The organism is Halomonas sp. E19, assembly GCF_052439355.1.
Classification (GTDB): Bacteria; Pseudomonadota; Gammaproteobacteria; order Pseudomonadales; family Halomonadaceae; genus Halomonas.
Window position 1 is genome coordinate 1,171,316 of the sequence record NZ_JBNFWU010000001.1, and the last position, 24,600, is coordinate 1,195,915.

The 24,600-nt window shown below is 63.3% G+C and carries 22 protein-coding genes and 5 pseudogenes; all 27 read left to right on the forward strand.

The features are described from left to right. Positions 1-1,416 precede the first annotated feature (1,416 nt). A complete protein-coding gene (locus ACUDAL_RS06295; protein WP_444677525.1) occupies positions 1,417-2,154 on the forward strand; it encodes an ABC transporter permease in 738 nt (245 codons plus the stop codon). Then, a complete protein-coding gene (locus tag ACUDAL_RS06300) occupies positions 2,151-4,004 on the forward strand; it encodes an ATP-binding cassette domain-containing protein (protein WP_444677526.1) in 1,854 nt (617 codons plus the stop codon). Before ACUDAL_RS06295 ends, ACUDAL_RS06300 begins: the two co-directional genes overlap by 4 nt. A gap of 79 nt (positions 4,005-4,083) precedes the next feature. Beyond that, positions 4,084-4,329, forward strand: a complete 246-nt coding sequence (locus tag ACUDAL_RS06305) for an NAD-dependent epimerase/dehydratase family protein (protein WP_444677527.1) — start codon at positions 4,084-4,086, stop codon at positions 4,327-4,329. Continuing rightward, positions 4,224-5,126, forward strand: a pseudogene (rfbB, locus tag ACUDAL_RS06310) (dTDP-glucose 4,6-dehydratase). Before ACUDAL_RS06305 ends, rfbB begins: the two are co-directional and overlap by 106 nt. A gap of 40 nt (positions 5,127-5,166) precedes the next feature. Beyond that, positions 5,167-6,056: pseudogene (gene rfbD / locus ACUDAL_RS06315) on the forward strand (dTDP-4-dehydrorhamnose reductase). Continuing rightward, positions 6,053-6,928, forward strand: coding sequence for a glucose-1-phosphate thymidylyltransferase RfbA (gene rfbA / locus ACUDAL_RS06320; protein WP_444677528.1), 876 nt, complete (start codon positions 6,053-6,055; stop codon positions 6,926-6,928). Before rfbD ends, rfbA begins: the two are co-directional and overlap by 4 nt. A gap of 5 nt (positions 6,929-6,933) precedes the next feature. Then, positions 6,934-8,502: a dTDP-4-dehydrorhamnose 3,5-epimerase gene (gene rfbC, locus ACUDAL_RS06325; protein ID WP_444677529.1), complete on the forward strand. Its 1,569-nt coding sequence runs from the start codon at positions 6,934-6,936 to the stop codon at positions 8,500-8,502. Position 8,503: 1 nt separating this feature from the next. Beyond that, entirely contained in the window at positions 8,504-9,088 is a 585-nt protein-coding gene (locus ACUDAL_RS06330) for a hypothetical protein (RefSeq protein ID WP_444677530.1), read from the forward strand. Beyond that, positions 9,085-9,387, forward strand: coding sequence for a hypothetical protein (locus ACUDAL_RS06335; RefSeq protein WP_444677531.1), 303 nt, complete (start codon positions 9,085-9,087; stop codon positions 9,385-9,387). Before ACUDAL_RS06330 ends, ACUDAL_RS06335 begins: the two co-directional genes overlap by 4 nt. Then, a complete protein-coding gene (locus ACUDAL_RS06340; RefSeq protein ID WP_444677532.1) occupies positions 9,377-9,871 on the forward strand; it encodes a hypothetical protein in 495 nt (164 codons plus the stop codon). Before ACUDAL_RS06335 ends, ACUDAL_RS06340 begins: the two co-directional genes overlap by 11 nt. Positions 9,872-9,959: 88 nt before the next feature. Continuing rightward, positions 9,960-11,117: a non-hydrolyzing UDP-N-acetylglucosamine 2-epimerase gene (wecB, locus tag ACUDAL_RS06345; protein ID WP_444677533.1), complete on the forward strand. Its 1,158-nt coding sequence runs from the start codon at positions 9,960-9,962 to the stop codon at positions 11,115-11,117. A 95-nt stretch (positions 11,118-11,212) separates the two neighbouring features. Continuing rightward, positions 11,213-12,529: a UDP-N-acetyl-D-mannosamine dehydrogenase gene (wecC, locus tag ACUDAL_RS06350; RefSeq protein WP_444677534.1), complete on the forward strand. Its 1,317-nt coding sequence runs from the start codon at positions 11,213-11,215 to the stop codon at positions 12,527-12,529. Continuing rightward, positions 12,486-13,466 carry a glycosyltransferase gene (locus ACUDAL_RS06355; RefSeq protein ID WP_444677535.1) on the forward strand — a complete coding sequence of 327 codons (981 nt, stop codon included), beginning with the start codon at positions 12,486-12,488 and terminating at the stop codon, positions 13,464-13,466. Before wecC ends, ACUDAL_RS06355 begins: the two co-directional genes overlap by 44 nt. Before the next feature lie 56 nt (positions 13,467-13,522). After that, positions 13,523-13,657: a hypothetical protein gene (locus tag ACUDAL_RS06360; RefSeq protein WP_444677536.1), complete on the forward strand. Its 135-nt coding sequence runs from the start codon at positions 13,523-13,525 to the stop codon at positions 13,655-13,657. 304 nt (positions 13,658-13,961) lie between these two features. Then, positions 13,962-14,558, forward strand: a complete 597-nt coding sequence (locus ACUDAL_RS06365; protein WP_444677537.1) for a hypothetical protein — start codon at positions 13,962-13,964, stop codon at positions 14,556-14,558. Then, entirely contained in the window at positions 14,483-17,935 is a 3,453-nt protein-coding gene (locus ACUDAL_RS06370; RefSeq protein WP_444679324.1) for a glycosyltransferase, read from the forward strand. Before ACUDAL_RS06365 ends, ACUDAL_RS06370 begins: the two co-directional genes overlap by 76 nt. A 3-nt stretch (positions 17,936-17,938) precedes the next feature. Further along, complete coding sequence (locus tag ACUDAL_RS06375) at positions 17,939-18,286, forward strand: alpha/beta hydrolase family protein (RefSeq protein ID WP_444677538.1); 348 nt, start codon at positions 17,939-17,941, stop codon at positions 18,284-18,286. A gap of 365 nt (positions 18,287-18,651) precedes the next feature. Beyond that, positions 18,652-19,650: a UDP-N-acetylglucosamine 4,6-dehydratase (inverting) gene (pseB, locus tag ACUDAL_RS06380; protein ID WP_444677539.1), complete on the forward strand. Its 999-nt coding sequence runs from the start codon at positions 18,652-18,654 to the stop codon at positions 19,648-19,650. Continuing rightward, positions 19,650-20,317: pseudogene (locus ACUDAL_RS06385) on the forward strand (DegT/DnrJ/EryC1/StrS family aminotransferase). Before pseB ends, ACUDAL_RS06385 begins: the two are co-directional and overlap by 1 nt. Continuing rightward, on the forward strand, positions 20,317-20,811 hold the full coding sequence (locus tag ACUDAL_RS06390) for a DegT/DnrJ/EryC1/StrS family aminotransferase (protein ID WP_444677540.1): 495 nt from the start codon (positions 20,317-20,319) through the stop codon (positions 20,809-20,811). Before ACUDAL_RS06385 ends, ACUDAL_RS06390 begins: the two are co-directional and overlap by 1 nt. Further along, positions 20,808-21,539: a pseudaminic acid cytidylyltransferase gene (gene pseF, locus ACUDAL_RS06395; protein WP_444677541.1), complete on the forward strand. Its 732-nt coding sequence runs from the start codon at positions 20,808-20,810 to the stop codon at positions 21,537-21,539. The genes ACUDAL_RS06390 and pseF overlap by 4 nt, the downstream gene beginning before the upstream one ends. After that, on the forward strand, positions 21,536-22,468 hold the full coding sequence (gene pseG, locus ACUDAL_RS06400) for a UDP-2,4-diacetamido-2,4,6-trideoxy-beta-L-altropyranose hydrolase (RefSeq protein WP_444677542.1): 933 nt from the start codon (positions 21,536-21,538) through the stop codon (positions 22,466-22,468). The genes pseF and pseG overlap by 4 nt, the downstream gene beginning before the upstream one ends. Beyond that, positions 22,390-22,920, forward strand: a pseudogene (locus ACUDAL_RS06405) (GNAT family N-acetyltransferase); the annotation flags it as partial. The gene pseG and the pseudogene ACUDAL_RS06405, both read left to right, overlap by 79 nt. A 52-nt stretch (positions 22,921-22,972) precedes the next feature. Then, complete coding sequence (locus ACUDAL_RS06410) at positions 22,973-23,203, forward strand: GNAT family N-acetyltransferase (protein WP_444677543.1); 231 nt, start codon at positions 22,973-22,975, stop codon at positions 23,201-23,203. Beyond that, positions 23,200-23,968: pseudogene (gene pseI, locus ACUDAL_RS06415) on the forward strand (pseudaminic acid synthase); the annotation flags it as partial. The gene ACUDAL_RS06410 and the pseudogene pseI, both read left to right, overlap by 4 nt. A 144-nt stretch (positions 23,969-24,112) precedes the next feature. Beyond that, the gene (locus ACUDAL_RS06420; RefSeq protein ID WP_444679325.1) at positions 24,113-24,250 is read left to right on the forward strand and encodes a hypothetical protein; all 138 of its coding nucleotides are present in this window, start codon (positions 24,113-24,115) and stop codon (positions 24,248-24,250) included. A 125-nt stretch (positions 24,251-24,375) separates the two neighbouring features. Next, positions 24,376-24,591 (forward strand): hypothetical protein, encoded by a 216-nt coding sequence (locus ACUDAL_RS06425; protein WP_444677544.1) that lies wholly within the window; start codon positions 24,376-24,378, stop codon positions 24,589-24,591. Positions 24,592-24,600 lie beyond the last annotated feature (9 nt).

Sequence of the window (24,600 nt, forward strand, 5' to 3'; positions counted from 1 at the left end):
TCAGGTCATTCCGGTCGATGCTCAGGGCAACCTGTTCATACCTACGATAGGCCCTGTGGCGGTAGAAGGGGTAAGCCATGTTGAACTTGAAAATCGGGTCAACCAGGCAGTGCGGCGCCTCTATCCTGAAAATGTTGAGGTGTATACCCAGTTGCAAGGTGTGCAGCCCATCGGTGTGTTCGTAACCGGTTTCGTGAATAACCCGGGGCGCTATGCCGGGGTTCCGAGCGACGCACTGCTTTATTTCCTCGACCAGGCCGGCGGCATCGATGAACAGCTCGGCAGCTACCGCAGCGTGCGGGTGCTGCGCGGTGAACGAGAGCTGCTGCGTGCCGATCTCTACGACTTCCTGCTGACCGGCGAGCTGCCCCGCGTGCAGTTTCAGGACGGCGACACCATCGTGGTGGAGCGGCGCGGCGACTCGGTCACCGTAAGCGGCGATGTGCGCCGCCCCTACCACTTCGAGCTGAAGGGCGGCACCCTTTCCGGCCAAACCGTGCTGGACCTGGCACCCCTGCAGGCAGGCGTTTCCCATGCGCTGGTACGCGGCAGCCGCCAAGGCGGCCCCGCGGCTGACTACCTTGAGCTTGCCGAATTCAGCCGGCTACCGCTGCGCGACGGCGACCACGTGCAGTTCAGCGCCGACGAGCGCACCACCAACATCGTCGTGGAATTGGAAGGCTCCTATCGCGGCCCGTCGCGCTTCGTGCTGCCCAAGGATGTCACGTTGCTGGAGCTGCTGGACAACATCCCCGTGGATGCCAACCTGGCCGATACCCAGAGCATCTCGCTGCGGCGGGAAAGCGTGCGCCAGCGTCAGCAGGAATCGCTGGAAGAGAGCCTGCGCCGGCTGGAAACCACCTATCTCAGCGCCTCTTCCGCCACCGCAGAAGAAGCCGGCATTCGCGTGCGCGAAGCCGAGCTGATCAGCCAGTTCGTCGCTCGTGCAAGGGAAGTCGAGCCCAACGGCCGGCTGGTGGTCGCCCACGACGACACCATCGCCAACGTGCGCCTGCAGGATGGCGATGTCATTACCATACCGATGCGCTCCGATGCTGTGCTGATCAGCGGCGAGGTTGTCGTGCCGCAGTCGGTGGTGTTCAGGCCGGGCGAGCGGGTACGCGACTACATCGAGCGGGCAGGGGCTTCACCGCCAATGCCGACAAGCGCACCATCCTGGTGGCGCGGGCCAATGGCGAAGTGCGCGACGCCGGCGACATCACCTTGCGCGCCGGCGACGAGATCCTGGTGCTGCCCAAGGCGCCCACCAAGAACCTGCAGCTGGCCTCCACGCTTAGCCAGATCCTGTTCCAGATCGCCGTCACCACCCGCGTGGCGCTGGACCTGTAATGCCGGCAGGGCAGAGCGGATACCAGCCGCGCACCCTGGCGTGTCACCTGGAGCGTCTGGCGCGCCATGTTCCTGCGCGAGGCGCTGGGGCGTATCACCGGCGACCGTTTCGGCTGGTTCTGGATGTTCCTCGAACCGATCGCTCACGTGCTGCTCATGGTGGCGGTGCGCGAACTGCTCGGCCGCATGCGCTTCATCACCAATGCCGACTTCATCCCCTGGCTGATCGTCGGCCTGATGACCTTCTTTCTGTTTCGAGAAGGCGTGACCCGCGGCATGAACGCCATCGAGGCCAACCGTGCGCTGTTCGCCTACCGCCAGGTCAAGCCGGTCGACCCGGTGCTGGTGCGTGCTTTCCTGGAAGGCATGCTCAAGTCGCTGATCTTCGTGCTGCTGATCATCGGCGCTACCTTCCTGGGCATGGAGATCCTGCCGTTCGACCCACTGATGGCGCTATGGGTATGGCTGTGGATGTGGCTGCTGGGCCTGGGCCTGGGGCTGGTGCTCTCGGTATGCGCCGCCCTGGTGCCGGAAGTGGCCAAGGTGGTGCGCATGATCATGTTCCCGCTCTATTTTCTTTCAGGCGTGATGATTCCACCCAATTTCCTGCCCTACGCGGTGCAGCAGTACCTGCTCTACAACCCCATCCTGCACGGCATCGAACGCATGCGCCTAGCCTTCTTCGAGGGCTACCACACCATCAACGGGATCGACCTGCTCTATCTGCAGCTGTGGGCACTGGCGGCCATAGCCCTGGGCCTGGCCATGCACAAGCGCTTCGCCCAGAAGGTACTGGCCAAATGATCGACGTGCGCAATGTCTACAAGCGCTACCACGGCCACCATGGCAGCCAGGGCTGGGTACTGGAAGATATCAACTTCAGCATTCCCCAGGGCATCAGCGTGGGTATGCTGGGGCGCAACGGCGCCGGAAAATCGACCCTGCTGCGCTTGATCGGCGGCATGGACACCCCCGACAGGGGAGAGATACGCCACCATTGCCGCGTTTCCTGGCCCATCGGCCTGGGTGGGGGCTTTCAAGGCTCGATGACCGGGCGCCAGAACGTCAAGTTCGTGGCGCGGGTACACGGCGGTGAGCACGAGATCCCGCGGGTCACCCGGTTCGTTGAGGAATTCGCCGAAATCGGCCCCGCCTTCGACCGCCCCGTGCGCACCTACTCCAGCGGCATGCGCTCACGCCTGGCGTTCGGGCTCTCGCTGGCGTTCGACTTCGACGTTTACCTCTCCGACGAAGCCACCTCGGTGGGCGATGCCGCCTTCAAGGCCAAGGCCACCCAAGCGTTCAAGGATCGGGTGGGCAAGGCCAGCATCGTGATGGTGTCGCACAGCGTGGGCATCCTGCGCGACCTGTGCCAGGCCGGCGTATGGCTCGATAAAGGCAAGGCCACCTGGTACGACGACATCGAGGAAGCGATCGACGCCTACCACGCCAGCATCGACAAGCCCCCGAGCCCAAAAGGCCAAGGCAGCCGCCAAGCCTGCGAAAACCCCGCCCGAACAAACTCAGCCAACGCCGCAAGCCAAGAGCAACGACTAATGCGTTCTGCGAAAACCCTGCTTCGCCGTCACCCCTACTGGGTCGTGGCCCTGCTGTTCATTCTGGGCTCCACCCTGTACTGGGCAGCCATTGCCAGCGACCGCTACGTCTCGGAAAGCCACATCGTGCTCGACAGCCCCGAAGTTCGGCTGGACAGCTTCAATATCGCCTCGCTGATGTCCGGCGCCGCCGGTGCCAAGGACCTGCTGCTGCTGCGCGATCACCTGCGCTCGGTGGACATGCTGCGCAAGCTCGACGCCGCGCTCGACCTGCGCAACCACTATGCGCAGGCGCACATCGACCCGCTCTCGCGCCTGAGCCGCGCCGATGTGCCCATGGAAAAATTCCACCGCTACTACCTGAAGCGTGTGGAGGTCATCTTCGACGAGTACGCCAGCGTGCTGCGCATTCGCGCCCAGGCCTACGACCCCGAAACCGCCCAGGCCATCGCCAACCTGCTGCTGCAGGAAGGCGAGCGCCATATGAACGACATGGGCCAGCGCCTGGCCGAAGAGCAGGTGCGCTTCATCGAAGGGCAGGTGGCCGCCCTGGAAGCGCGCCTTTTCGAACACCGCGACAACCTGCTGGCGTTCCAGAACGAGCACGGCATGGTCTCGCCCACCGGCACCGTGCAGAGCCGCAGCGAAGTGATTGCCCGGCTGGAAGGCGAACTGGCAGTGCTCAGCGCCAGGCAATCGGCCATGAGCAACTACCAGAGCGAGCGCTCCGCCGAAATGCTGCGTGTCGGCCATGAAATCCGGGCGCTGGAACAGCAGGTCGAGCGTGAGCGCGCCCGGCTGGCCAACAACAACGGCGCCCTGGCGCTGAACCGGCTATCCGCCGAATTCGAAACCCTGCGCATGCGCGCCGAGTTCGCCACCGAGCTTTACGCCACCGCCATCGCCGCGCTGGAAAGCACCCGCGTGGAAGCCGCCCGCAAGATGAAGCAGGTATCGGTGCTGCAGATGCCAACCCTGCCGGAATACTCCCAGCAGCCGCGCCGGCTCTACAACATCACCCTCTATGCCCTCCTGGCACTGCTGGCCGCGGTCATCGCGCACCTAATGGCAGCCATCGTTCGCGATCATAAGGATTGAGCCTGCGTTCAGCGCAGGCCGTTGGCCACTTACGCATGGCCTGAATAGAAAAACGATTCACGTAGGGAACGCGAAAATCATGTCTATCCAGCCGAAGACCTTCCTGGTCACCGGCGGGGCCGGCTTTATCGGCTCCGCCGTGGTGCGCGAGTTGCTCGCCCATCCCCCCACCGCGTCGTCAATCTCGACAAGCTCACCTATGCCGGCAACCTCGATTCGCTGGCCAGCGTCGCCGCCAACCCCCGCTACACCTTCGTGCAGGCCGATGTCTGCCATGCTGGCTTACTGCAGGCAGTCTTCGAGCAGCACCAGCCCGACGTGGTGATGCATCTTGCCGCCGAGAGCCACGTCGACCGCTCCATCGACGGCCCCGCCGAGTTCATCCAGACCAACCTGGTCGGCACGGCAACGCTGCTGGAAGTCGCACGCGCCTATTGGAAGGCGCTGCAGGTGGCCAGCCCCGCCAAGGCCAACGGGTTTCGCTTCCACCACATTTCCACCGACGAAGTGTACGGCGACCTGGAAGGGCCGGAAGGGCGCTTCACCGAAACCACCCCTACGCGCCCAGCTCCCCTATTCCGCCAGCAAGGCGGGCTCCGACCACCTGGTTCGCGCCTGGCAGCGCACCTACGGCCTGCCCACGCTCATCACCAACTGCAGCAACAACTACGGGCCGCGTCAGTTTCCTGAAAAGTTGATCCCGCTGATGATCCTGAATGGCCTGGCGGGCAAGCCCTGCCGGTCTACGGCGATGGCCGGCAAATCCGCGACTGGCTCTACGTGGAAGACCACGCCCGCGCGCTGATCCAGGCCGCCACCCAAGGCAAGGTAGGGGAGACCTACAACATCGGCGGCCACAACGAAAAGACCAACCTGGACGTGGTGCAGACGCTTTGCCGCCTGTTGGACGAGCGGGCGGGTATCGCGCACCTACCAGGCCTTGCCTCGCATCTCGATCTCATCACCTTCGTGGCCGACCGCCCGGGGCACGACCGGCGCTACGCCATCGACGCCGGCAAGATCGAGCGCGAGCTGGGCTGGGTGCCGCGGAAACCTTCGAAACCGGCCTTGCCAAGACCGTCGAGTGGTATCTCAACAACGAAAGCTGGTGGCAACGGGTGAAAGACGGCAGCTACCAAGGGGAGCGTTTGGGGGTCATATCATGAAGATTCTACTGCTGGGTGCCTCCGGCCAGGTCGGATTCGAACTGCAGCGCAGCCCGGCGCCGCTGGGCAACGTGATGGCGCCCACCCGGGCCGCGCTGGACCTCGCCGACCTGAATTGCGTGGCCGGCTTCCTGCGCCACTTCGCGCCTGACCTGATCGTCAACGCCGCCGCCTGGACGGCGGTGGACGCAGCGGAAGAGCACCAGGAAGAGGCTTACCAGCTCAACGCCGAGCTACCCGAACAGCTGGCCTACTACGCCCACCAGCACGGCAAGTGGCTGGTGCACTATTCCAGCGACTATGTGTACGCAGGCGCAGGAGAGCGCCCGCACCAGGAAGACGACCCCTGCCAGCCGCTTTCGGTATACGGCAAGAGCAAGCTGGCCGGCGACCAGGCCATCATCGAGAGCGGTGCGCAGCATCTCATCTTCCGTACCAGTTGGGTCTACAGCGCCCGGGGCCACAACTTCCTCAACACCATGCTGCGCCTGGGGCGTGAACGCAGCGAACTCAAGGTAGTGAACGACCAGGTCGGAGCGCCCACCAGTGCCAGGCTGATCGCCGACACCACGGCGCTGGCCCTGACTTCGCTGGTATCACCCCGCATCGCGCCCATGGCCCGTGGTATCTACCATCTCGCCCCCGGGGCGAGACAAGCTGGCACGGCTTTGCCTGCGAGATCTTCCGCCAGGCCATCGAACGCGGCGAACGGCTGGCCATCACCCCCGCAAACGTGCAGCCCATCCCCACCAGCGACTACCCCACGCCAGCCGAACGGCCGCTCAACTCCAGGCTGGACCTCAGCAAGCTAGAGCGCGCCCTGGGCCTGCAGATGCCCGGCTGGCAACAGGGGTTGTCAAGCGTGCTGGCGGAGCTCAAGCCATGAACCGCAAGGGCATCGTTCTCGCGGGTGGCAGCGGCAGCCGGCTCTATCCCATCACCCACGGCCTTTCCAAGCAGCTGCTGCCGATCTACGACAAGCCGATGATCTACTACCCGATCTCGGTGCTGATGCTGGCCGGCATTCGCGAAATCCTGATCATCTCCACCCCGCAGGACCTGCCGCTTTTCCGCCGCCTGCTGGGCAGTGGCGAGGCCTTCGGCGTGCGCTTCGAATACGCCGAACAGCCCAGCCCTGAAGGCCTCGCCCAGGCCTTCATCATCGGAGAAGCCTTCATCGGCAAGGCGCCTGTCTGCCTGGTGCTGGGCGACAACGTCTTCCACGGCCAGCACTTCACCGGCCAGCTGCGCCAGGCCGCCGCGCAAGGGCAGGGCGCCACGGTGTTCGGCTACTACGTGAAAGACCCGCAGCGCTTCGGCGTGGTGGAGTTCGATGCAGCGGGCAGGGCGGTTTCCGTCGAGGAAAAGCCCGTCCGGCCCAAGTCGCACTTCGCCGTGACCGGGCTCTACTTCTACGACAACCGCGTGGTGGAAATCGCCAAGCAGGTCAGGCCCAGCGAGCGCGGCGAACTGGAAATCACCTGCGTGAACAACGCCTACTTGCAGCGCGGCGAACTCACCGTGCAGCAACTCGGCCGCGGCTTCGCCTGGCTGGATACCGGCACCCACGACAGCCTGCTGGATGCCGCCCACTACGTGCAGACCATCGAGCATCGCCAAGGCCTCAAGATCGCCTGCCTGGAAGAGATCGCCTGGCGCAACGGCTGGCTCGACGATGCCGAGCTTGCCAAGCGTGCAGCAGCACTCGCCAAGACAGGCTACGGCGAATACCTCACCAGCCTGCTTCAACTGAGCTGATCCCAATGCAAGTACAACCGCTCACTATCCCCGACGTACTGCTGATCACCCCAAAGGTGTACGGCGATGAACGCGGCTTCTTCATGGAAAGCTTCAACCAGCGCGACTTCACCGAGGCGACCGGCCTGGATATTACCTTCGTGCAGGACAACCACTCCCGCTCGCGCCAAGGGGTGCTGCGGGGCCTGCATTACCAGGCCCAGCAGCCCCAGGGCAAGCTGATCCGCGTGCTGGCCGGCGAGATCCTCGACGTGGCGGTGGATATCCGCCCCGGCTCGGCCACCTTCGGCCAGTGGGCAAGTGCCAGGCTGTGCGCCGAGCGCCACCAGCAGCTGTGGCTGCCGCCAGGTTTCGCACACGGCTTTGTGGTGCTCAGCCAAAGTGCCGATGTGCTCTACAAGACCACCGACTACTACGCCCCCGATCACGAACGCGCCATTCGCTGGGACGACCCCACGCTTGCCATCGACTGGCAATGCGAGCGGTGGCCCTGGGTAGGGCCGCCCACGCTATCGGAAAGGGATGCCCAGGCCCCCTTTTCAACGCTTGACGACCCTACCAAGCGAGACGCCTACGCTCCTCTCGCTCACGGCCTCGCTGTCATCCATCGCCAATCCCCCAACACCCTTCATCAATTTCAAGACGAAGCCGCCATGTCACACAATCTCCTGGCCGAACCAGCTGCATCGCAAAACCAAACGCCGGCGCATGTCCTGCTGCCTCAGCTTTCGCTGCAATCCATGTTCTGGCGGCCGAAGTATCAGGAAGCGTCGAGCTGGCTGGTGCATGTGCCCGTTGCGTTCTGGCTGGTGGAAGCCAGCCAGCCACACCGCCTGGTAGAGCTGGGCGTAAGTGACGGCGCTTCCTGGTGCGGTTTCTGCCAGGCCATGGAGCGCCATATTGCCTTTCCGGAGTGCACCGGGTTCACGGTATCCGAGCCCCCGGTGGCGTTGATGCAATACACAGAAGCCCAGTACCAGGAATTTGCCCAGCTGGCGCGGGCGACCCAGGCACAGGCGCTAGAGCGCTTGGCCGCCGGCAGTGTCGATCTGCTGCATGTGGCGCCGGGGGTTGCCCAGCATATCGAGCCACATTGGCCGCAGTGGCAGGCCAGGCTCTCCTCTCGGGCCGTGGTGGTGATCAGTCAGGCGGGTGTCGGCCAGCCTGGCGAGTCGCTCTACCGGCAGTTGCGTAACACACACCCGCACTTCCTGTTTCGACAGGGCGAAGGGCTTGCTGTCGTGGCGGTAGGCAAGCAGCAAAGCGAAACGGTTCAGCGGCTGCTGGCCTTCGACGAAAGCCACCAGGCATACCGCTTGATACAGCAAGTGTTTGCCCGCCTGGGCCTGGCGTGCACGTCGTCGGCTCAGGGTGAAAGCGAGGCGGAGCGGCAACTGCAGCAGCAGCTGGCAGCGGCAGAAGTGGAAAAAGAACAGCTGCTGGTGGCGGAAAAAGAACGGTTGGAGGAGGAAAAAGAACAGCTGGTAGCGGAAAAAAGCGCTGGCAACTGCAAAAGAGGCGCTGGCCCAAAGCCACCTTCGACTGGAAGACGAGCTGACCCGCCACCTCGATGACATGGCAGCCCTGGCCCAACGGCTGCAAACGGCCGAGCGCGAACGCGACACGCACAGGGAGCAAGCAGCCGATACGGCCCGCCGGCTGAAGGCTGCCGAAGAAGAGCTGAACCAACGGCTGCAAACGGCCGAGCGCGAACGCGACACGCACAGGGAGCAAGCAGCCGATACGGCCCGCCGGCTGAAGGCTGCCGAACAGCAGCTGGCCCAACTGCAGCAAGCGAGCAACGAAGCGGCCCGTGAGCGGCAAACCTTCCAAGAACGCCATGCCCAGCTGCAGCGCGATCACGAACGGCTGGCACAACAAAAAAACGACCTGCAGCAGGAAATGGCTGGGCTACAGCAGCGCCTTGCCCAGGCCACCGCCGAGCTCGAGCAGGCCAAGCGGCACCACGAACAGGAACGTCATCAGCTAACGGCTCAGCAGCGTGCCTTGGAACAAGAACAGCAGGCTCGCTTCGAGGAACTGGCCGAGCTGACCAAGATGCTGGCAGAAAAAGACCAGCAGTTGGCCACCTTGCAACAGCCCCTTCCGGCAATGCGTTCACCCTGCGCCTGGCACAGCTGGGCAAGGCACGCGGCTTGAAGGGCAAGGCAGCCCGCCAGCTGAAGGAAGAAAGCCGCCTGGTTCGGGCTTCCGGCCTCTTCGATGACGCCTGGTACCTGCAGCAGTACCCCGATGTGCAGCAGAGCGGCATGCCCGCGCTGGAGCACTTCCTGCGCTTCGGCGGGCGCGAAGGGCGTGCGCCGGGGCCTTCCTTCGACACCCAGTGGTACCTGGAAACCTACCACGATGTGGCAGCCAGCGACCTCAACCCGCTGGTGCACTACCTGAAGTTCGGCAAGGCGGAAGAACGCCGGATCAACGCATGGCATGGCAACTGAACGCATGGATATCAACGAACAGATCGAGCTGATCAAGCAATCACCCCTGTTTGAAGAGGCCTGGTACCTGGCCGAATACCCCGATGTGGCGCGTATCGGCATGTGCTCGGTGGCGCACTACGTGCGCTACGGCTGGCGGGTGGGGCGCAACCCGTCGTCCCGTTTCCATACCCGCTTCTATCTCGAACAATACCCCGATGTCGCCCGCTCGGGTGCCAACCCGCTGGTGCACTACCTGAAATTCGGCCGGCACGAAGGAAGAAGCACCGGCGCAGAGGCACTACGGCCCCGCACCGCCTTGCCGCCCAGCACAGCCGCACCGCACGCCGCACTGCCGGCCCTAATGCCAAGCGTGTACGAACACGCCCACGCCGCCATACCCGACAACGAAAACGAGCGACTATCGCTCCAGCTGGAGCAGACACAACGCTTGCTCGAACACTACTTCATTCGCTGCCAGGAACTTGAGCTGCGAATGAACTAAGCCTGGTTATCCCGCCGAACAACGCCAAAAACCTGACGAAAAAAGACACGACCAGGCCCCTCTGAAACCCAAGTACGCAGGGTGGATCATGAAAATTCTTACCGTATTCGGAACTCGCCCCGAAGCCATCAAGATGGCACCGCTGGCCTTGCAGCTGGCCAACGACGACCGCTTTGAAGCCAAGGTGTGTGTCACGGCGCAGCATCGTGAAATGCTCGACCAGGTCCTCTCCCTGTTCGAGCTTACGCCCGACTTCGACCTCAACCTGATGAAGCCGGGCCAGGACCTCGCCGATGTTACCACCGGCATCCTGCACGGCATGAAAAGCGTCTTCAGAGAGTTCACGCCCGATATGGTGCTGGTGCATGGCGATACCGCCACCACCTTTGCCGCTTCGCTCGCCGCCTATTACCACCAGATCCCGGTCGGCCATGTGGAAGCGGGCTTGCGCACCGGCAACCTCTATTCGCCCTGGCCGGAAGAGGCCAACCGCAAGCTCACCGGCGCCCTGGCCGCCAAGCACTTTGCCCCCACGCCCACCTCGAAGCAGAACCTGCTCAAGGAAGGGGTCGACCCCAGCGCGGTATTCGTGACCGGCAATACCGTGACGGATGCGCTGCTCAATGTGGTGCACAAGCTGGAAAACGATACCGCCCTGGCCAACGGCCTGGCACAGCGCTTCGCCTTTCTCGACCCCGCCAAGCGGCTGGTATTGGTCACCGGCCACCGCCGCGAGAGTTTCGGCGGTGGCTTCGAGCGCATCTGCCAGGCGCTGGCGCATATCGCCAATGCCCACCCCGACGTGCAGGTGGTCTATCCCGTGCACCTGAACCCCAACGTGCGCGAGCCCGTCAACCGCCTGCTGGCCGGCGTCGACAACATCTTCCTGATCGAACCGCAGGATTACCTGCCCTTCGTCTACCTCATGAACCGCGCCCATCTGATCCTGACCGACTCCGGCGGCATTCAGGAAGAAGCCCCCACCCTAGGCAAGCCGGTGCTGGTCATGCGCAACACTACCGAGCGCCCCGAGGCCGTGGAAGCCGGCACCGTCAAGCTGGTGGGCACCAACGTGGATGTGATCACCTCGGCAATCAGTCGGCTGCTGCTAGATGAAAACGCCTACCAGGCCATGAGCGTGGCACACAACCCCTACGGCGACGGCAAGGCCTGCCAGCGCATCATGGACGCCCTGGTCGCCCGTGAAACCGCAGCAAGGCGTGAGGCAGTGAACGTCAGGGGCTAGAAGAACGCTCCCCCTCTACACGACGGCTGATTCGCAACGCTCACTCCTCACTCCCAACTCTTTACCTCTCTCTTAACACCCTCACGGATGAATTCATGAGCTTCAACACCATCTCCATGATCGGGCTGGGCTATATCGGCCTGCCCACCGCCGCCGTTTTCGCCTCTCGTCGTGTCAACGTGGTGGGGGTCGATATCGACCCGAGAACGGTAGAAACCATCAACAAGGGCGAGATCCACATCATCGAGCCCGAACTCGACATGGTAGTGCACGCCGCCGTCACCGAAGGCTACCTGCGCGCCACCACCACGCCGGAGCCGGCCGACGCCTTCCTGGTGGCCGTGCCAACGCCGTTCCACACCGACGAAAACGGCCAGAACCACAAGGCCGACCTCAGCTATATCGAAGCTGCCGTACGCTCCATCGCCCCGTTACTTCAGCCCGGCAACCTGGTGGTGCTGGAATCCACCAGCCCGGTAGGGGCCACCGACCAGATGGCGGCCTGGCTGGCCGAAGCACGGCCCGACCTCACCTTCCCGCAAACCCACGGCGAAGCCTCGGACATTCGCATCGCCCACTGCCCCGAGCGGGTGCTGCCCGGCCACGTGATTCGCGAGCTGGTGGAAAACGACCGCGTGATCGGCGGTATGACACCCAAGTGCGCCGAAGCGGCCTGCGCGCTCTACCAGATCGTGGTGGAAGGCGAGTGCGTGCCCACCACCGCCCGCACCGCAGAGATGGCCAAGCTCACCGAGAACAGCTTTCGCGATGTGAACATCGCCTTCGCCAACGAGCTTTCCATCGTTTGCCACGAACTCGATATCAACGTGTGGGAGCTGATCTCCCTGGCCAACCGCCACCCACGGGTGAACATCCTCAGCCCCGGCGCCGGGGTAGGCGGCCACTGCATCGCCGTGGACCCCTGGTTCATCGTCGATGCCTGCCCCGAACAGGCCCGGTTGATTCGCACCGCCCGCGAAGTGAACGATGCCAAACCCGGCTGGGTGCTCGCCCGTGTGCAGGATGCACTACACGCCGTGCATACCCGCGAACCCGGCAAGACCCGCCGCGATATCACCGTGGCCTGCCTGGGCATTGCCTTCAAGCCGGACATTGACGACCTGCGCGAAAGCCCCGCCCTGGGCATTGCCCGGCAGGTGGCCGAACTGGGCTGCCGGGTGCAGGTGGTGGAACCCAATATCGAAGCGCTGCCCCAGGCCCTGGCCCTGCCGAACGTGGAACTGGCAAGTCTTGAAGACGCCCTGGCCCAGGCCGACGTGGTCTGCGTGCTGGTCAAGCACAAGCCCTTCATCCAGCAAACCAGCGCGGTACGCAGCAAGCCTAGCGTGATCGATGCCGCCGGCCTGCTTGGCTTCGAGCGTCGCTCCGGCCACGACCGCCGCGCCCATTGATACAAGCCCACATTTCAATGCCTCGAAGGCGTACACCACAGCCCCTTCCCACACCTCACGGCGCAACATTGATGGACGACCTGCTTCACTTCGCGGCCCAGCTCGCAGCACAACCCACCACCCCCTTTACGCCCCCGTTCAGGGGCGTATTGCCTATGTGGTAAGCCACGGCCAAAGCTACGCCAGCAACGGCTACGCCATTCGCACCCAGGGCATTGCACAGGCGCTGAACCAGCACGGCCTTGAAACCCTGTGCTTCGTGCGCCCGGGGCGACCGTGGGAGCTGGGCGCGGCGCAGGGCAGCATTGCCCCTGAGGTAACCGTCGAAGGGGTGCGCTACCTCCATAGCCCGTGGCCCCAAGGCCGCACGCCGAGCAGCGAGCGCGAGCAGCTGCACGCCAGTGCGGAGCGTTTCATCGAACTCTTCCGCATATACCGGCCGCAGGCGGTGCTGGCGGCATCCAACTGGATCGTCGGCCTGCCGGCGTGGATCGCCGCCAAGCGCCTGGGCCTGCCGTTCTACAACGAAGTACGCGGCTTCTGGGAGCTCTCCCGCGAGGCCCAAGAGCCCGGTTATGCCAGTAGCCAAGCCGGCAAGCACGAAGCGGAACGCGATGCTTTCGTGGCCAGGCAAGCCAGCCAGGTATTCACCCTCAGCCAGGCGATGAAAGACGCGCTGGCGAAACGCGATATCGACCCGGCAAGAATCGAGTTGGTGCCCAACGGCATAAGCCAGCTTCCCGAACCCAGGCCCGCCAACCCGGAACTGAAGCGAAAGCTGGGCATTCAGGAAGGCGAGAAGGTCATCGGCTATATCGGCAGCTTCAGCCCCTATGAAGGTCTGGATGTGTTGCTCGAAGCCTGCACCGAACTGGTGCAAAAGGGCGAAAAGCTCAAACTGCTGCTGGTGGGGGTAGCCAGCCCCTTACTCTCATAAACGAGAGTCTGAAAAACAAGAGCGGGGCTTCAGCTGCCCACCTAGCCGATACCGGCTTGAAGGAAACCCCACCCTGGCTGATTCAGGTCGGGCGAGTACCGCATGAGCACGTCGCAGACTACTACGCCCTGCTGGATGCCGTGGTGATCCCCGCAAGCCCCTGGCGGTGTGCCAGCTGGTGCCGCCCATGAAGGCCGCCGAGGCCCTGGCCTACGGCAAGCGGCTGGTGGTGTCTGATGTGGCGCCCCTGGCCGAGTACGCCGCCAATTTTGATGGCGTGGTGAGCTTCGAGGCGGGCAGCGCCGCAAGTCTGACCACAGCCCTTCAGAAGGCACTGAAGCTGTCGGTGCCGAAGCCGAGTACCGAGCTGCTGTTCTCCGCGCATACCGAGCCGATGGTGCGGGCGCTGAAGGGGAGGGGAATGCTCCGGTCCAGAAGGCGGCGGGTGAGGCGCAAGCCAAGCCGACCGAGCCGGCAAAGCCGCAAGCGGCACCGGTGGCGCCAACTAAGCAAGTCAAGCTGCGCGATGTCAGCCAGGTGGACTACGCCACCGCCAGCCAGTGGTTCTACCGCCAGGGCAATCTCACCGATACCCTGCGTGCCTTGGAGAGCCTGCAGGCCCGCGGCATGAAGTTCGACAAGCCCAAGCGTGACTTCCAAACCTTCGTGGCCGGTATGGCCAGGCTCAAGGGCGGCTGGCCGCTGCCGCCTCGCCAGCCCAATGCCGGGCTGATGAGCCGCCGCCAACACGTGCTCTACTGCCTGCACCAATCGGTGCCTCACGCCACCAACGGCTACTCTACCCGCTCCCACGGGGTGGCGGTCGGCCTGCAGCAGGCGGGTTTCAAGGTGCGTGCCACCACGCGCCCCGGCTTCCCTGGGATGCCGGCGCCAAGGGCATCAACAAGGGCTATCACGAAGCCGAGGTGGAAGGCGTTACCTACGCCGCCTGTGCGGGCTGGAATCTCAACAAGACCCCGCTGGACTATTACCTGGCCGAAGCCGCCGACCACTACCTGCGCGAAGCCCAGACCAGCGGGGCGGAGATCATCGCCGCCGCCTCCAACCACATCACCGCGCTGCCGGCGCTGATGGCGGCCCGCCACCTGGGCCTGCCGTTCGTCTATGAAGTGCGTGGCCTTTGGGAAGTCACCCAGGCCTCCACCCAGCCGGAGTGGGCCGGTTCCGAACGCTACCAGCTGATGCGCGAACTGGAGCAGCAGGCGGCGCTGGAAGCGGACCTGGTGATTACCCTCACCGAAGAGCTGGCCGACGAACTGGCCAGCTGGGGTGTGCCCCGCGAGCGCATCGAGGTGGTGCCCAACGCGGTCAACGCCGAGCGCTTCCAGCCCATGGCTGCGGATGCCGCCATCGCCCAGGAGCTAAAGCTCAAGCCCGGCGTGCCGGTGATCGGCTATGCGGGCAGCGCCGTGGCCTACGAAGGCCTGGAGCTGCTGATGGAAGCCATGGCCACCCTCAAGAAGAACGGCCAGGCCTTTACCTTTGTGCTGGTGGGCGATGGCAAGGTGATCGACACCGTCAAGGCCAAGGCCAAGGAACTGGGTATCGAAGGGGAGTGCCGCTTTACCGGCCGGGTGCCGTTCGAGCAGGTACCGCGCTATCTCTCCTGCATGGATATTCTGCCCATCCCGCGCCTCTCATCGGCGGTCACCGAAATGGTCTCCGCCCTCAAGCCGCTGGAAGCCATGGCCATGGGCAAGGCCTTGGTGCTTTCTGACGTTTCCCCGCACACCACCATGGCCGGGCCGAACGGCGAACGCGCCCGCTTGTTTACCAAGGACAGCGCCAAGGCTCTGTCTGATGCCCTGCAGGCGCTGATCGACAGCCCCCAAGAGCGTGCGCGCTTGGGCCAGGCCGCCCGCGCCTGGATCGAGCAGGAGCGCACCTGGAACCACGTCACGCGCCGCTACGCCGATGCCCTGAAGCGCGTGCGCCGGAACAGGGCCGCGGAAGTGGCCAAGGCCGCCTCTGGCAAGAACAACGCCAAGCGGCTGGAGCAGATCACCTTGGGGCTGATCGCCGATCAGTTCACCACCGACACCCTGGCCAGCGCTGTCAAGGTGGTGCCGCTCTCGCCGGAGAACTGGCGAGAAGAGCTGGCCAAACAGCCCATCGATGCCATGTTCGTGGAGTCCGCCTGGAAGGGCAACGACTGGCAGTGGCACAAGAAGGTGGGCTACTATAACGATGAGGAGTTTGCGCCGTTAAGCGAGTTGCTGGCCCATTGCCGGGTGCAGGGCATCCCCTCGCTGTTCTGGAACAAGGAAGACCCGGTCCACTTCGACCGCTTCCGCAAGGCCGCCGCCCTGTGCGATCACGTCTTCACCACCGACAGCCGGCGGATCATTCCCTACCTGGCCACCCCGGGTGCCCTTAGCCAGACCGCCAGCAGCGGCCCCTTCTATGCCTCGCCGAGGATTCACAATTTGCTGCCTTCAACCCGCGAGTGGCAGGCCACCGCGGCCTACGAGGGCACCTACTACGGCAAGCGCTACCCCGAGCGCACCGAGTACATGGACAAGATCATGAGCGCCGCCGCACCGCTGGGCCTCACGATCTACGACCGCCAGCACGATGACCCGGAGTCCCCCTACAAGTACCCGGGGCCGCTGGGGAGCTATGTGGCGGGCAGCCTCAGCTACGAGGAGATGATTCAGGCCTACAAGGCCCATCCGGTGCAGATCAACGTCAACTCGGTGCTGGACTCCCCCACCATGTTCTCGCGCCGCGTGGTGGAAACCGCCGCCTGCGGCTCGCCGCTGATCTCCGGCCCGGCCATGGGCATGAACCGCTATATGGAAGGCGCCGGGCATATTGTGCGTACCGAGAGCGACGCGGCCCAGGCCCTGGAGAACCTGCTTCACCACCCGGCCTACCGCTGGCGGGTCGCCCTGAAAGGCGCACGGGCCATCATGCGGGCCCACACCACCCAGCACCGCCTGGTGCAGATGCTGCGCACCGCCGGTGTGGTGATGCTGGCCCCCGAGCCGCCCGCCATCACGCTGCTGACCGAAGAGCTCACCAATGCGGCGGCAGGGCGGCTCCTGGCCCAGACCCTGCGCCCCCAGCGCATTCTGGCCAACCAGTGGCAGGAAGATACCCAGGCCAAGCTGGAAGCCGCCGGCATTGCCTGCGACAGCCCCCAGGCACAGAGCGCCGAGGCGGGCAGCCTCTGGCTGCTGGCGGACCCTCGCGCCCTGGCGGGCCTGGAGCCGGAAGACCTGGAAGACCTCGCCTGGCCGACGGTCTACGCCCCGCAGGCGCGCATCGGCTTTAGCCGCCGCCCGGAACTGGCCGAAGGCGAGTGGCCCGGCGTGGCGCTGGCGAATCACCCCATCGATGCCGGGCTGCAGCTGGTGCGCCCCACTACCGGCATGCCGGCCAGCGACCTTACCGGCTGGGCCGCACAGCAGCCCGCCTTGGCCCTGCGCAAGCCGCCGCAACTGCACGAGCAGGCGCCCAACGTCGCGCCCAAGAAGACCGTGGTGATCGCCGGCCACGACCTCAAGTTTATCAAGCCGTTCTACCCCTACTTCACCCAGGCGGGCATTCGCCTGCTGCTGGATTTCTGGACCGGCCATAACCAGCACAACGAGATCGCCAGCAAGCGCCTGGTACGCCAGGCCGATACGGTGTTCTGCGAATGGACCCTGGGCAACGCCATCTGGTACGGCAAGCACAAGCGGGAAGGGCAGAAACTGGTAGGCAGGCTGCACCTGCAGGAGATCGATCACGCTTTATTCCCGAAGATCCCCTTCGAGGCCTTCGATACGGTGATGTTCGTCGGCCCCCATATCCTGCGTCAGGGGATCGCCAAGAACCCGGTGCTCAAGAAAAACGGCGTGGTGGTCTATAACGGCGTGGATGTGGCAGGCCTGCAGTCGGTACCGCGCAAGCCTACCAACGGCAAGGTGCTGGGCTTTGTGGGCATCGTGCCCCAGCGTAAGCGTTTCGATCTGGTCCTGGATATCCTGCGTGAGCTACGCAAGGAAGACGACGGCTACATCCTGAGGATCAAGGGCAAGCGGCCCGAAGAGTACCCCTGGATGGCCAACCGCCCGGAGGAAATGGCCTGGTATGAGACCCAGTACCGCCGCCTGGAAGAGGACCCGCTGCTGAAAGGGGCGGTGATCTTCGACCCCCACGGCAACGATATGCCCGAGTGGTACGCCGGCATCGATTTTGCGCTTTCCACCAGTGACTTTGAAAGCTTCCACTTCACCATTGCTGATGGGGCTGCATCAGGCTGTACGCCCATCATTCTGCCGTGGGAAGGAGCGGATGAGATTTATCCCACAGAGTGGGTGTATCCGGATGCCAAGGCAGCGGCTGAGGGCATAAAGGCTGGCCCAAGAAATCAGGCCAGCTTGAAGGCTTTTGCAAAAGAAAAGTTTGATATGGGCGATGTCAGAAATACTCTCATAGGGACGCTTCAGGGTGTGAGATAGAAAATGGAAACTGAAAGAATAGAAATTAAAATAAGTGGCAGAGGTTTTGCTTTCTACTTTACGCCTGCAAAAGATCTAAACAAGCCAATCTTATTTGTATTCCACGGGCACGGCTATAATGAAACCCCATCCGCCTTTAAAAGCCCGAACTGGAATGTAGTATGCCCAATGGATAATTATGGCTATGACGGCCTGGGTTCGTGGTATTTAGGCGAAGATGAAGACTTTTTCTGGCTGGACGCAATGCCCGAGATATTGAGTTATGTGAGGGAAAGATCCGGAAAAAGTCGCCTCTATATGTGGGGTTCTAGCATGGGGGGTATGCAAGTATTCTCTATGGCCATTTGTTAGGTGCTAGGGCAATTTATGCTAATGTCCCTCAGACTGTTTTGTTGGGCTCGAAATATTCAGAAAATGGAATGGAGAAGTATTTTTCTTATATAATCAGCAGTCCCGATAATAAATATAACGATCTTAAGAAAGTGTTGAGAAAAAGAACGTCGTGCAAATATTTTCTGTGTTTTAATCAGCTTGAGGGATCTGATTATTTCTCAGAGCAAGGCCTAGGCTTTATTTCTCATATGCATTCGATGAAGCAGCCAATGTATGTTGAGGTAAGGCCGCAGTCTGCTCATAAAAAAATCATGGTGTTTCTGAGGTGATAAATCTTTTTAAAAAGTTTGGAAGATGATTTTTGATTTGCTCTGGAGTGTATAATGTTTAGCAATGCATCTGTTTTGGTTACCGGCGGCACCGGCTCTTTCGGCCACACCTTCATCCCCATGCTGCTTGCGCGTTACAACCCCAAGCGCGTGATCATCTTCTCTCGCGACGAGATGAAACAGTGGGAGATGGCCAAGAAGTTCGAGGGTGACTCCCGTGTGCGCTTCTTCATTGGCGATGTGCGCGACCGGGAGCGGATCTACCGGGCGCTGGATGGCGTCGACTATGTGGTGCATGCGGCGGCTACCAAGATCGTGCCAACCGCCGAGTACAACCCCTTCGAGTGCGTCAAGACGAACGTGATGGGCGCCATGAATCTGATCGACGCCTGCATCGACAAGGGAGTGAAGAAGGTGGTGGCGCTCTCCACCGACAAGGCTAGCAGCCCCATCAACCTGTATGGCGCCACCAAGCTCACCTCCGACAAGCTGTTCGTCGCCGGCAACTCCTACGCGGGTGGCCACGACACGCGCTTCGCGGTGGTGCGCTACGGTAACGTGATGGGCTCGCGGGGCTCGGTGATTCCGTTCTTTATGTCGATTCGTGACAAGGGTGTGCTGCCGATCACCGACGATCGCATGACCCGCTTCATGATCAGCCTGGAGGAGGGCGTCGAATTGGTCTGGCACGCCTTCGAGGACATGGAGGGTGGCGAGATCTACGTCAAGAAGATCCCCTCCATGAAGGTCACCGACCTGGCTCGGGTCATCGCCCCGGAAGCCCGGCAGGAGGTGGTAGGTATCCGCCCCGGCGAGAAGCTGCATGAGCAGATGATCGGCGCTGAAGATGCCTACTACACCTACGAATACCCCGAGCACTACAAGATCCTGCCGGCCATCAACAGCTGGGACAAGGACGCCAACCGCATCAAGGATGGCAAGAAGGTGCCGGAAGGCTTCGTCTACGCCAGCGACAACAACGGTGAGTGGATGTCTGATTCTGAGCTCAAGGCCTGGATCGACGCCAACTGGGAAAAGATCGGAGCCATCTGATGATTCCCTACGGACGCCAGGATATTCAGCAGGCCGACATCGACGCGGTGCTTGAGGTGCTGCAGTCGGACTTCCTGACCCAGGGCCCGATGGTGCCGCGCTTCGAGCAGTCGGTGGCGGCCAAGGTGGGGGCGCGCCATGCGCTGGCGGTCAACAGCGCCACCTCAGCGCTGCATATCGCCTGCCTGGCGCTGGGCTTGGGGAGGGGGACTGGCTGTGGACCACGCCGATCACCTTCGTCGCCTCCGCCAACTGCGGCCGCTACTGCGGCGCCCAGGTCGATTTCGTCGATATCGATCCGCGCACCTATAACCTCTGTCCGGAAGCACTGGCGGCCAAGCTCGAGCGCGCCGAGGCGGAAGGGCGCCTACCCAAGGTGGTGGTAGCGGTGCACCTCTGCGGCCAGCCCTGCGAGATGCAGGCGATCCACGCCCTAGGCCAGCGCTACGGCTTCCGGATCATCGAGGACGCCTCCCACGCCATCGGCGGCAAGTACCAGGGCGAGTACGTCGGCAGCGGCCGCTACAGCGATATCACCGTGTTCAGCTTCCACCCGGTGAAGATTATCACCACCGCCGAAGGCGGCATGGCGTTGACCAACGACGAGGGTCTTGCCCAGCGAATGGACCTACTGCGCAGCCACGGCGTGACCCGGATCCGTCGCTGATGACCCATGAGGCCGATGGCCCCTGGTATTACCAGCAGATCGATCTCGGCTACAACTACCGCATGACCGAGCTGCAGGCGGCCCTGGGGCTCACCCAGTTGGAGCGCCTGGACGACTACGTGGCACGGCGCAATGCCCTGGCCGCGCGTTACGATGCCGCCCTGGCCGAGGTGCCCGTGACCACGCCCTGGCAGCACCCGGACAGTGTTTCCGGCCGTCACCTCTATGTCATCCGCCTGAAGCGCGACCGAATCACCCCGACCCACCGCCAGGCGTTCGAACGTCTGCGCGAGCAGGGCATCGGCGTGAATCTGCACTACATTCCGGTGCATACCCAGCCCTACTATCGGGAGCTTGGCTTCAAGCCCGGTGACTTCCCTGCAGCGGAGGCCTACTACGCCGATGCGATCAGCCTGCCGATGTATCCCACCATGACGCACGCCCAGCAGGATGAGGTGGTGAGGGCGCTGGCTAACGCCCTGGAGGTTGCATGACACCGGCGGCAGAAGGGCAGGCCATCGCGGTCATCCCCGCCCGCGGCGGCAGCAAGCGCATTCCGCGCAAGAACATCCGCGAGTTTGCCGGCAAGCCGATGATCGCCTGGTCGATCGAAGCGGCGCTGGCCAGCGGCTGCTTTGCCCGGGTGATCGTCTCCACCGACGATGACGAGATCGCCGCCGTGGCCGAGGCGCATGGCGCCGAGGTGCCGTTTCGCCGCCCGGCCGTACTCTCCGATGACCACACCGGCACCCTCCCGGTCATTGCTCACGCTATCGACTGGCTTGGCGAGCAGGGCGGGGCGCCCGATGCGGTCTGCTGCCTCTACGCCACGGCGCCGTTCGTGCAGGCCGAGGACCTACAGGACGGGCTTCGTGCCCTGCAGGGAAGCGATGACGTCGACTACGCCTTCTCGGTGACCAGCTACGCCTTCCCGATTCAGCGTGCGCTGCGCCTGACCCCGGAAGGGCGCGTGGCCATGTTCCAACCCGAGCACTTCCACACCCGCTCCCAGGATCTCGAGGAAGCCTGGCACGATGCCGGCCAGTTCTACTGGGGCCGTGCCGCCGCCTGGCGCAACGGTACGCCGATCTTCAGCGAGCGTGCCGTGCCGGTGACGCTGCCGCGCCACCGCGTCCAGGATATCGACACGCCGGAAGACTGGCAGCGCGCCGAATGGCTGTTCAAGGCCTGGCAGGCCCAGCAGCAGGGTGACTGGGCATGAGCGAGGCGCCGATACCCTCGCGCCTCAAGGGGCAGGTGGTTGCGTTCCGTGCCGACGCCTCGCTGGAGATCGGCAGCGGCCACGTCATGCGCTGCCTGACCCTCGCCGATGCCCTGCAGGCCCAGGGCGGCCAATGCCACTTCCTCTGCCGGGAGCACCCGGGGCACCTGTGTGAACTGATCGAGGCCCGTGACTACCCGGTCCATCGACTAGCGCAGGAAGCGTGCGACACCGACACAGCCGTGACGCCTGGCACCGAGCCTGAGCCAGACCATGCCCACCGGCTGGGCGCGAGCTGGGACGAAGACGCCGCAGCCTGTCTGCCGCTCCTGGCCGAGCTGGCTCCCGCCTGGCTGGTGGTGGACCATTACGCCCTGGACCACCGCTGGGAAACAGCGGTGCTCGACGGGCTTGCCGGCTCGAGGCCGCGCCTCTTGGTGATCGATGACCTGGCGGATCGGCGCCATCTCGCCGATCTGCTGCTGGATCAGAACCTGGGCCGGCGGGTGGAGGACTATCGTGGCCTGATACCTGAACGGTGCCAGGTGCTTGCCGGCCCCCGCTATGCACTATTGCGCCCCGAGTTCCGCGAGTGGCGCCAGGCCAGTCTCAGTCGACGCGCTCGCGTCCCTCAGTTGCACCGCCTGCTGATCAACCTCGGCGGCGTGGACAAGGATAACGTCACCGGCCAGGTGCTGGACGCCCTGAGCGGCTGCGACCTGCCGGCTGACCTGCAGATCAGCGTGGTGATGGGTGCGGCTGCCCCTGGCGCGAGTCCGTCACGGCTCAGGCCAAGAAAATGCCCTGGCCCACCGAAGTGGTGGTCAACGTCAGCGACATGGCCCGACGCATGGCCGAGGCGGACCTCGCCATCGGAGCCGCCGGCAGCACTTCCTGGGAGCGCTGCTGCCTGGGCCTGCCCACCCTGATGGTGGTGCTGGCCGATAACCAGCGCGAGATCGCTGACGCCCTTGCCGCAAACGGCGCGGCGCTGCCGCTGGAGCCGGCGGATCTCGAGGCATCGCTGGCCGGCCAGTTGGCTGTCCTTGACGCCCCCGGCGCACTCACGGCCATGAGCCAGCAGGCAGCGAACTTGGTAGACGGGCAGGGCACGGCCCTCGTGTTGGCAGCGCTTGAGCGGACAGGCAGCTGCCGGCTGCGGCCCATGCAGGCGCAGGACCTTGAGCGCGTGCTGGCCTGGCGCAACCATCCCGAGGTGCGCCGGCACATGTATACCCAACGGCTGATTACCCTGGAGGAGCACCGCGGCTGGTTCGCGCGCGCGAGCCAGGCGCCCCAGCGCCACCTGCTGATCTACGAGCAGGAGGGCGAGCCGCTGGGCTTCGTCAACCTCAACGTGGTGGACGCTGCAGCCGGGCGCGCCGACTGGGGTTCTACCTCGCCCCGGAGGCCCCCGGGGCAGTGGCCAGGGATTGGGGCAATGCACCCTGACCTATGCCTTCACGACCCTGAAGCTGCACAAGCTGTGTGGCGAGGTCCTCGCCGACAACACGCGCTCGCAGCGCTTCCACGAGCGCCTCGGCTTTCGCCGCGAAGCGACTCACCGCGACCACTTCCATGACGGCAACACCTATCACGACGTCATTGGCTTCGGCCTGCTGGCCGAGGAATGGCGCGACTCACAAGGAGCCGATACCCCATGACATCGCCCTGGATCGAGATTGACGGCCGCCGCATCGGCGACGGCCACTCTCCCTATATCATTGCCGAGCTGTCGGCCAACCATAACGGCAAGCTGGAAACGGCCCTGCGCATCATCGAAGAGGCCGCCAGGGCCGGCGCCGATGCCGTCAAGCTGCAGACCTACCGCCCCGATACCATCACCCTGGATTGCGACAGCGACGACTTCAAGATCAAGGGGGGCTGTGGGACGGACGCACCCTCTACGAGCTCTACGAAGAGGCCCACATGCCTTGGGAGTGGCACCAGCCGCTCTTCGAGCATGCCCGTAAGCTCGGTATCACCATCTTCAGCTCCCCTTCGATACCACCGCGGTGGACCTGCTCGAAGAACTGGGCGCCCCGGCCTACAAGATCGCCTCCTTCGAAGCGGTGGACCTGCCGCTGATCGAGTACGTGGCCAGGACCGGCAAGCCGATGATCATCTCCACCGGCATGGCAGACGCCGAGGAGATCCAGGAAGCCATCGATGCCGCCCGTGGCGCCGGCTGTGAGCAGCTGGCCATCCTCCACTGCGTCAGCGGCTATCCCGCCCCGCCGGAGGACTACAATCTGCGCACCATCCCCGACATGGTCGAGCGCTTCGGCCTGGTCACTGGACTTTCCGACCACACTATCGACAACACCACCGCCATTACCAGCGTTGCGCTGGGCGCCAGCCTGATCGAGAAACATTTCACCCTCGACCGTAACGGCGGCGGCCCCGACGACAGCTTCTCCCTGGAGCCGGCCGAACTCGCCGCCCTGTGCCGCGATGCCAAGACCGCCTGGCAGGCCCTCGGCCAGGTCGACTACGGAAGAAAGTCCAGCGAGCAGGGCAATGCACAGTTCCGCCGCTCGCTGTACTTCGTCAAGGATCTTAAGGCCGGGGATGTGATTACCGAGGAGGCGGTAAGGAGTGTGAGGCCGGGGTATGGGTTGGCTCCTAAATATGCATCTTGTGTGATAGGGCTTAAAGTTGTAAAGGGTGTTTCAAAAAATAATCCTGTAATTAAAGATGTTCTGGGTTGATTGGTCCGCTGGTGCAGCAGTTGAGGTTATAATGGCTCTAAAATAGAGCTATAATTTATATGGTTTTTCTTGGGTTTTTTTGAGTATACCGTGATAGTTTTACATTGAGTTGGTGAGGCGTTTTTATGGGGTTTGCTTCGGAAATTGAGAGTAAGTGGCATGGTTTTTATGAGCGCAAGGATGCTGAGGCACTTGGTTCATTGCTTGGCCACATTATGGCGCAAAAGAGCCTGTCTGCGGAAGAGTTGGTTGATAGTGGATTTTATGATGATTTGATGGCAGCTTTATCCAAGTTTTCTGATTTTTTTCTGATGACGGGTTTTATTCCTCAAAAAACCTAGATGGAATTT

Coding starts and splice junctions, on each gene's coding strand:
- pseF (WP_444677541.1), top strand. CDS start 20,808: ATGACACCGGCGGCAGAAGGGCAGGCCATCGCGGTCATCCCCGCCCGC.
- rfbA (WP_444677528.1), top strand. CDS start 6,053: ATGAACCGCAAGGGCATCGTTCTCGCGGGTGGCAGCGGCAGCCGGCTC.
- ACUDAL_RS06295 (WP_444677525.1), top strand. CDS start 1,417: ATGTTCCTGCGCGAGGCGCTGGGGCGTATCACCGGCGACCGTTTCGGC.
- ACUDAL_RS06300 (WP_444677526.1), top strand. CDS start 2,151: ATGATCGACGTGCGCAATGTCTACAAGCGCTACCACGGCCACCATGGC.
- pseG (WP_444677542.1), top strand. CDS start 21,536: ATGAGCGAGGCGCCGATACCCTCGCGCCTCAAGGGGCAGGTGGTTGCG.
- wecB (WP_444677533.1), top strand. CDS start 9,960: ATGAAAATTCTTACCGTATTCGGAACTCGCCCCGAAGCCATCAAGATG.
- ACUDAL_RS06305 (WP_444677527.1), top strand. CDS start 4,084: ATGTCTATCCAGCCGAAGACCTTCCTGGTCACCGGCGGGGCCGGCTTT.
- wecC (WP_444677534.1), top strand. CDS start 11,213: ATGAGCTTCAACACCATCTCCATGATCGGGCTGGGCTATATCGGCCTG.
- ACUDAL_RS06425 (WP_444677544.1), top strand. CDS start 24,376: ATGGGGTTTGCTTCGGAAATTGAGAGTAAGTGGCATGGTTTTTATGAG.
- ACUDAL_RS06340 (WP_444677532.1), top strand. CDS start 9,377: ATGGCAACTGAACGCATGGATATCAACGAACAGATCGAGCTGATCAAG.
- ACUDAL_RS06375 (WP_444677538.1), top strand. CDS start 17,939: ATGGAAACTGAAAGAATAGAAATTAAAATAAGTGGCAGAGGTTTTGCT.
- rfbC (WP_444677529.1), top strand. CDS start 6,934: ATGCAAGTACAACCGCTCACTATCCCCGACGTACTGCTGATCACCCCA.
- ACUDAL_RS06390 (WP_444677540.1), top strand. CDS start 20,317: ATGACCCATGAGGCCGATGGCCCCTGGTATTACCAGCAGATCGATCTC.
- pseB (WP_444677539.1), top strand. CDS start 18,652: ATGTTTAGCAATGCATCTGTTTTGGTTACCGGCGGCACCGGCTCTTTC.
- ACUDAL_RS06330 (WP_444677530.1), top strand. CDS start 8,504: ATGGCAGCCCTGGCCCAACGGCTGCAAACGGCCGAGCGCGAACGCGAC.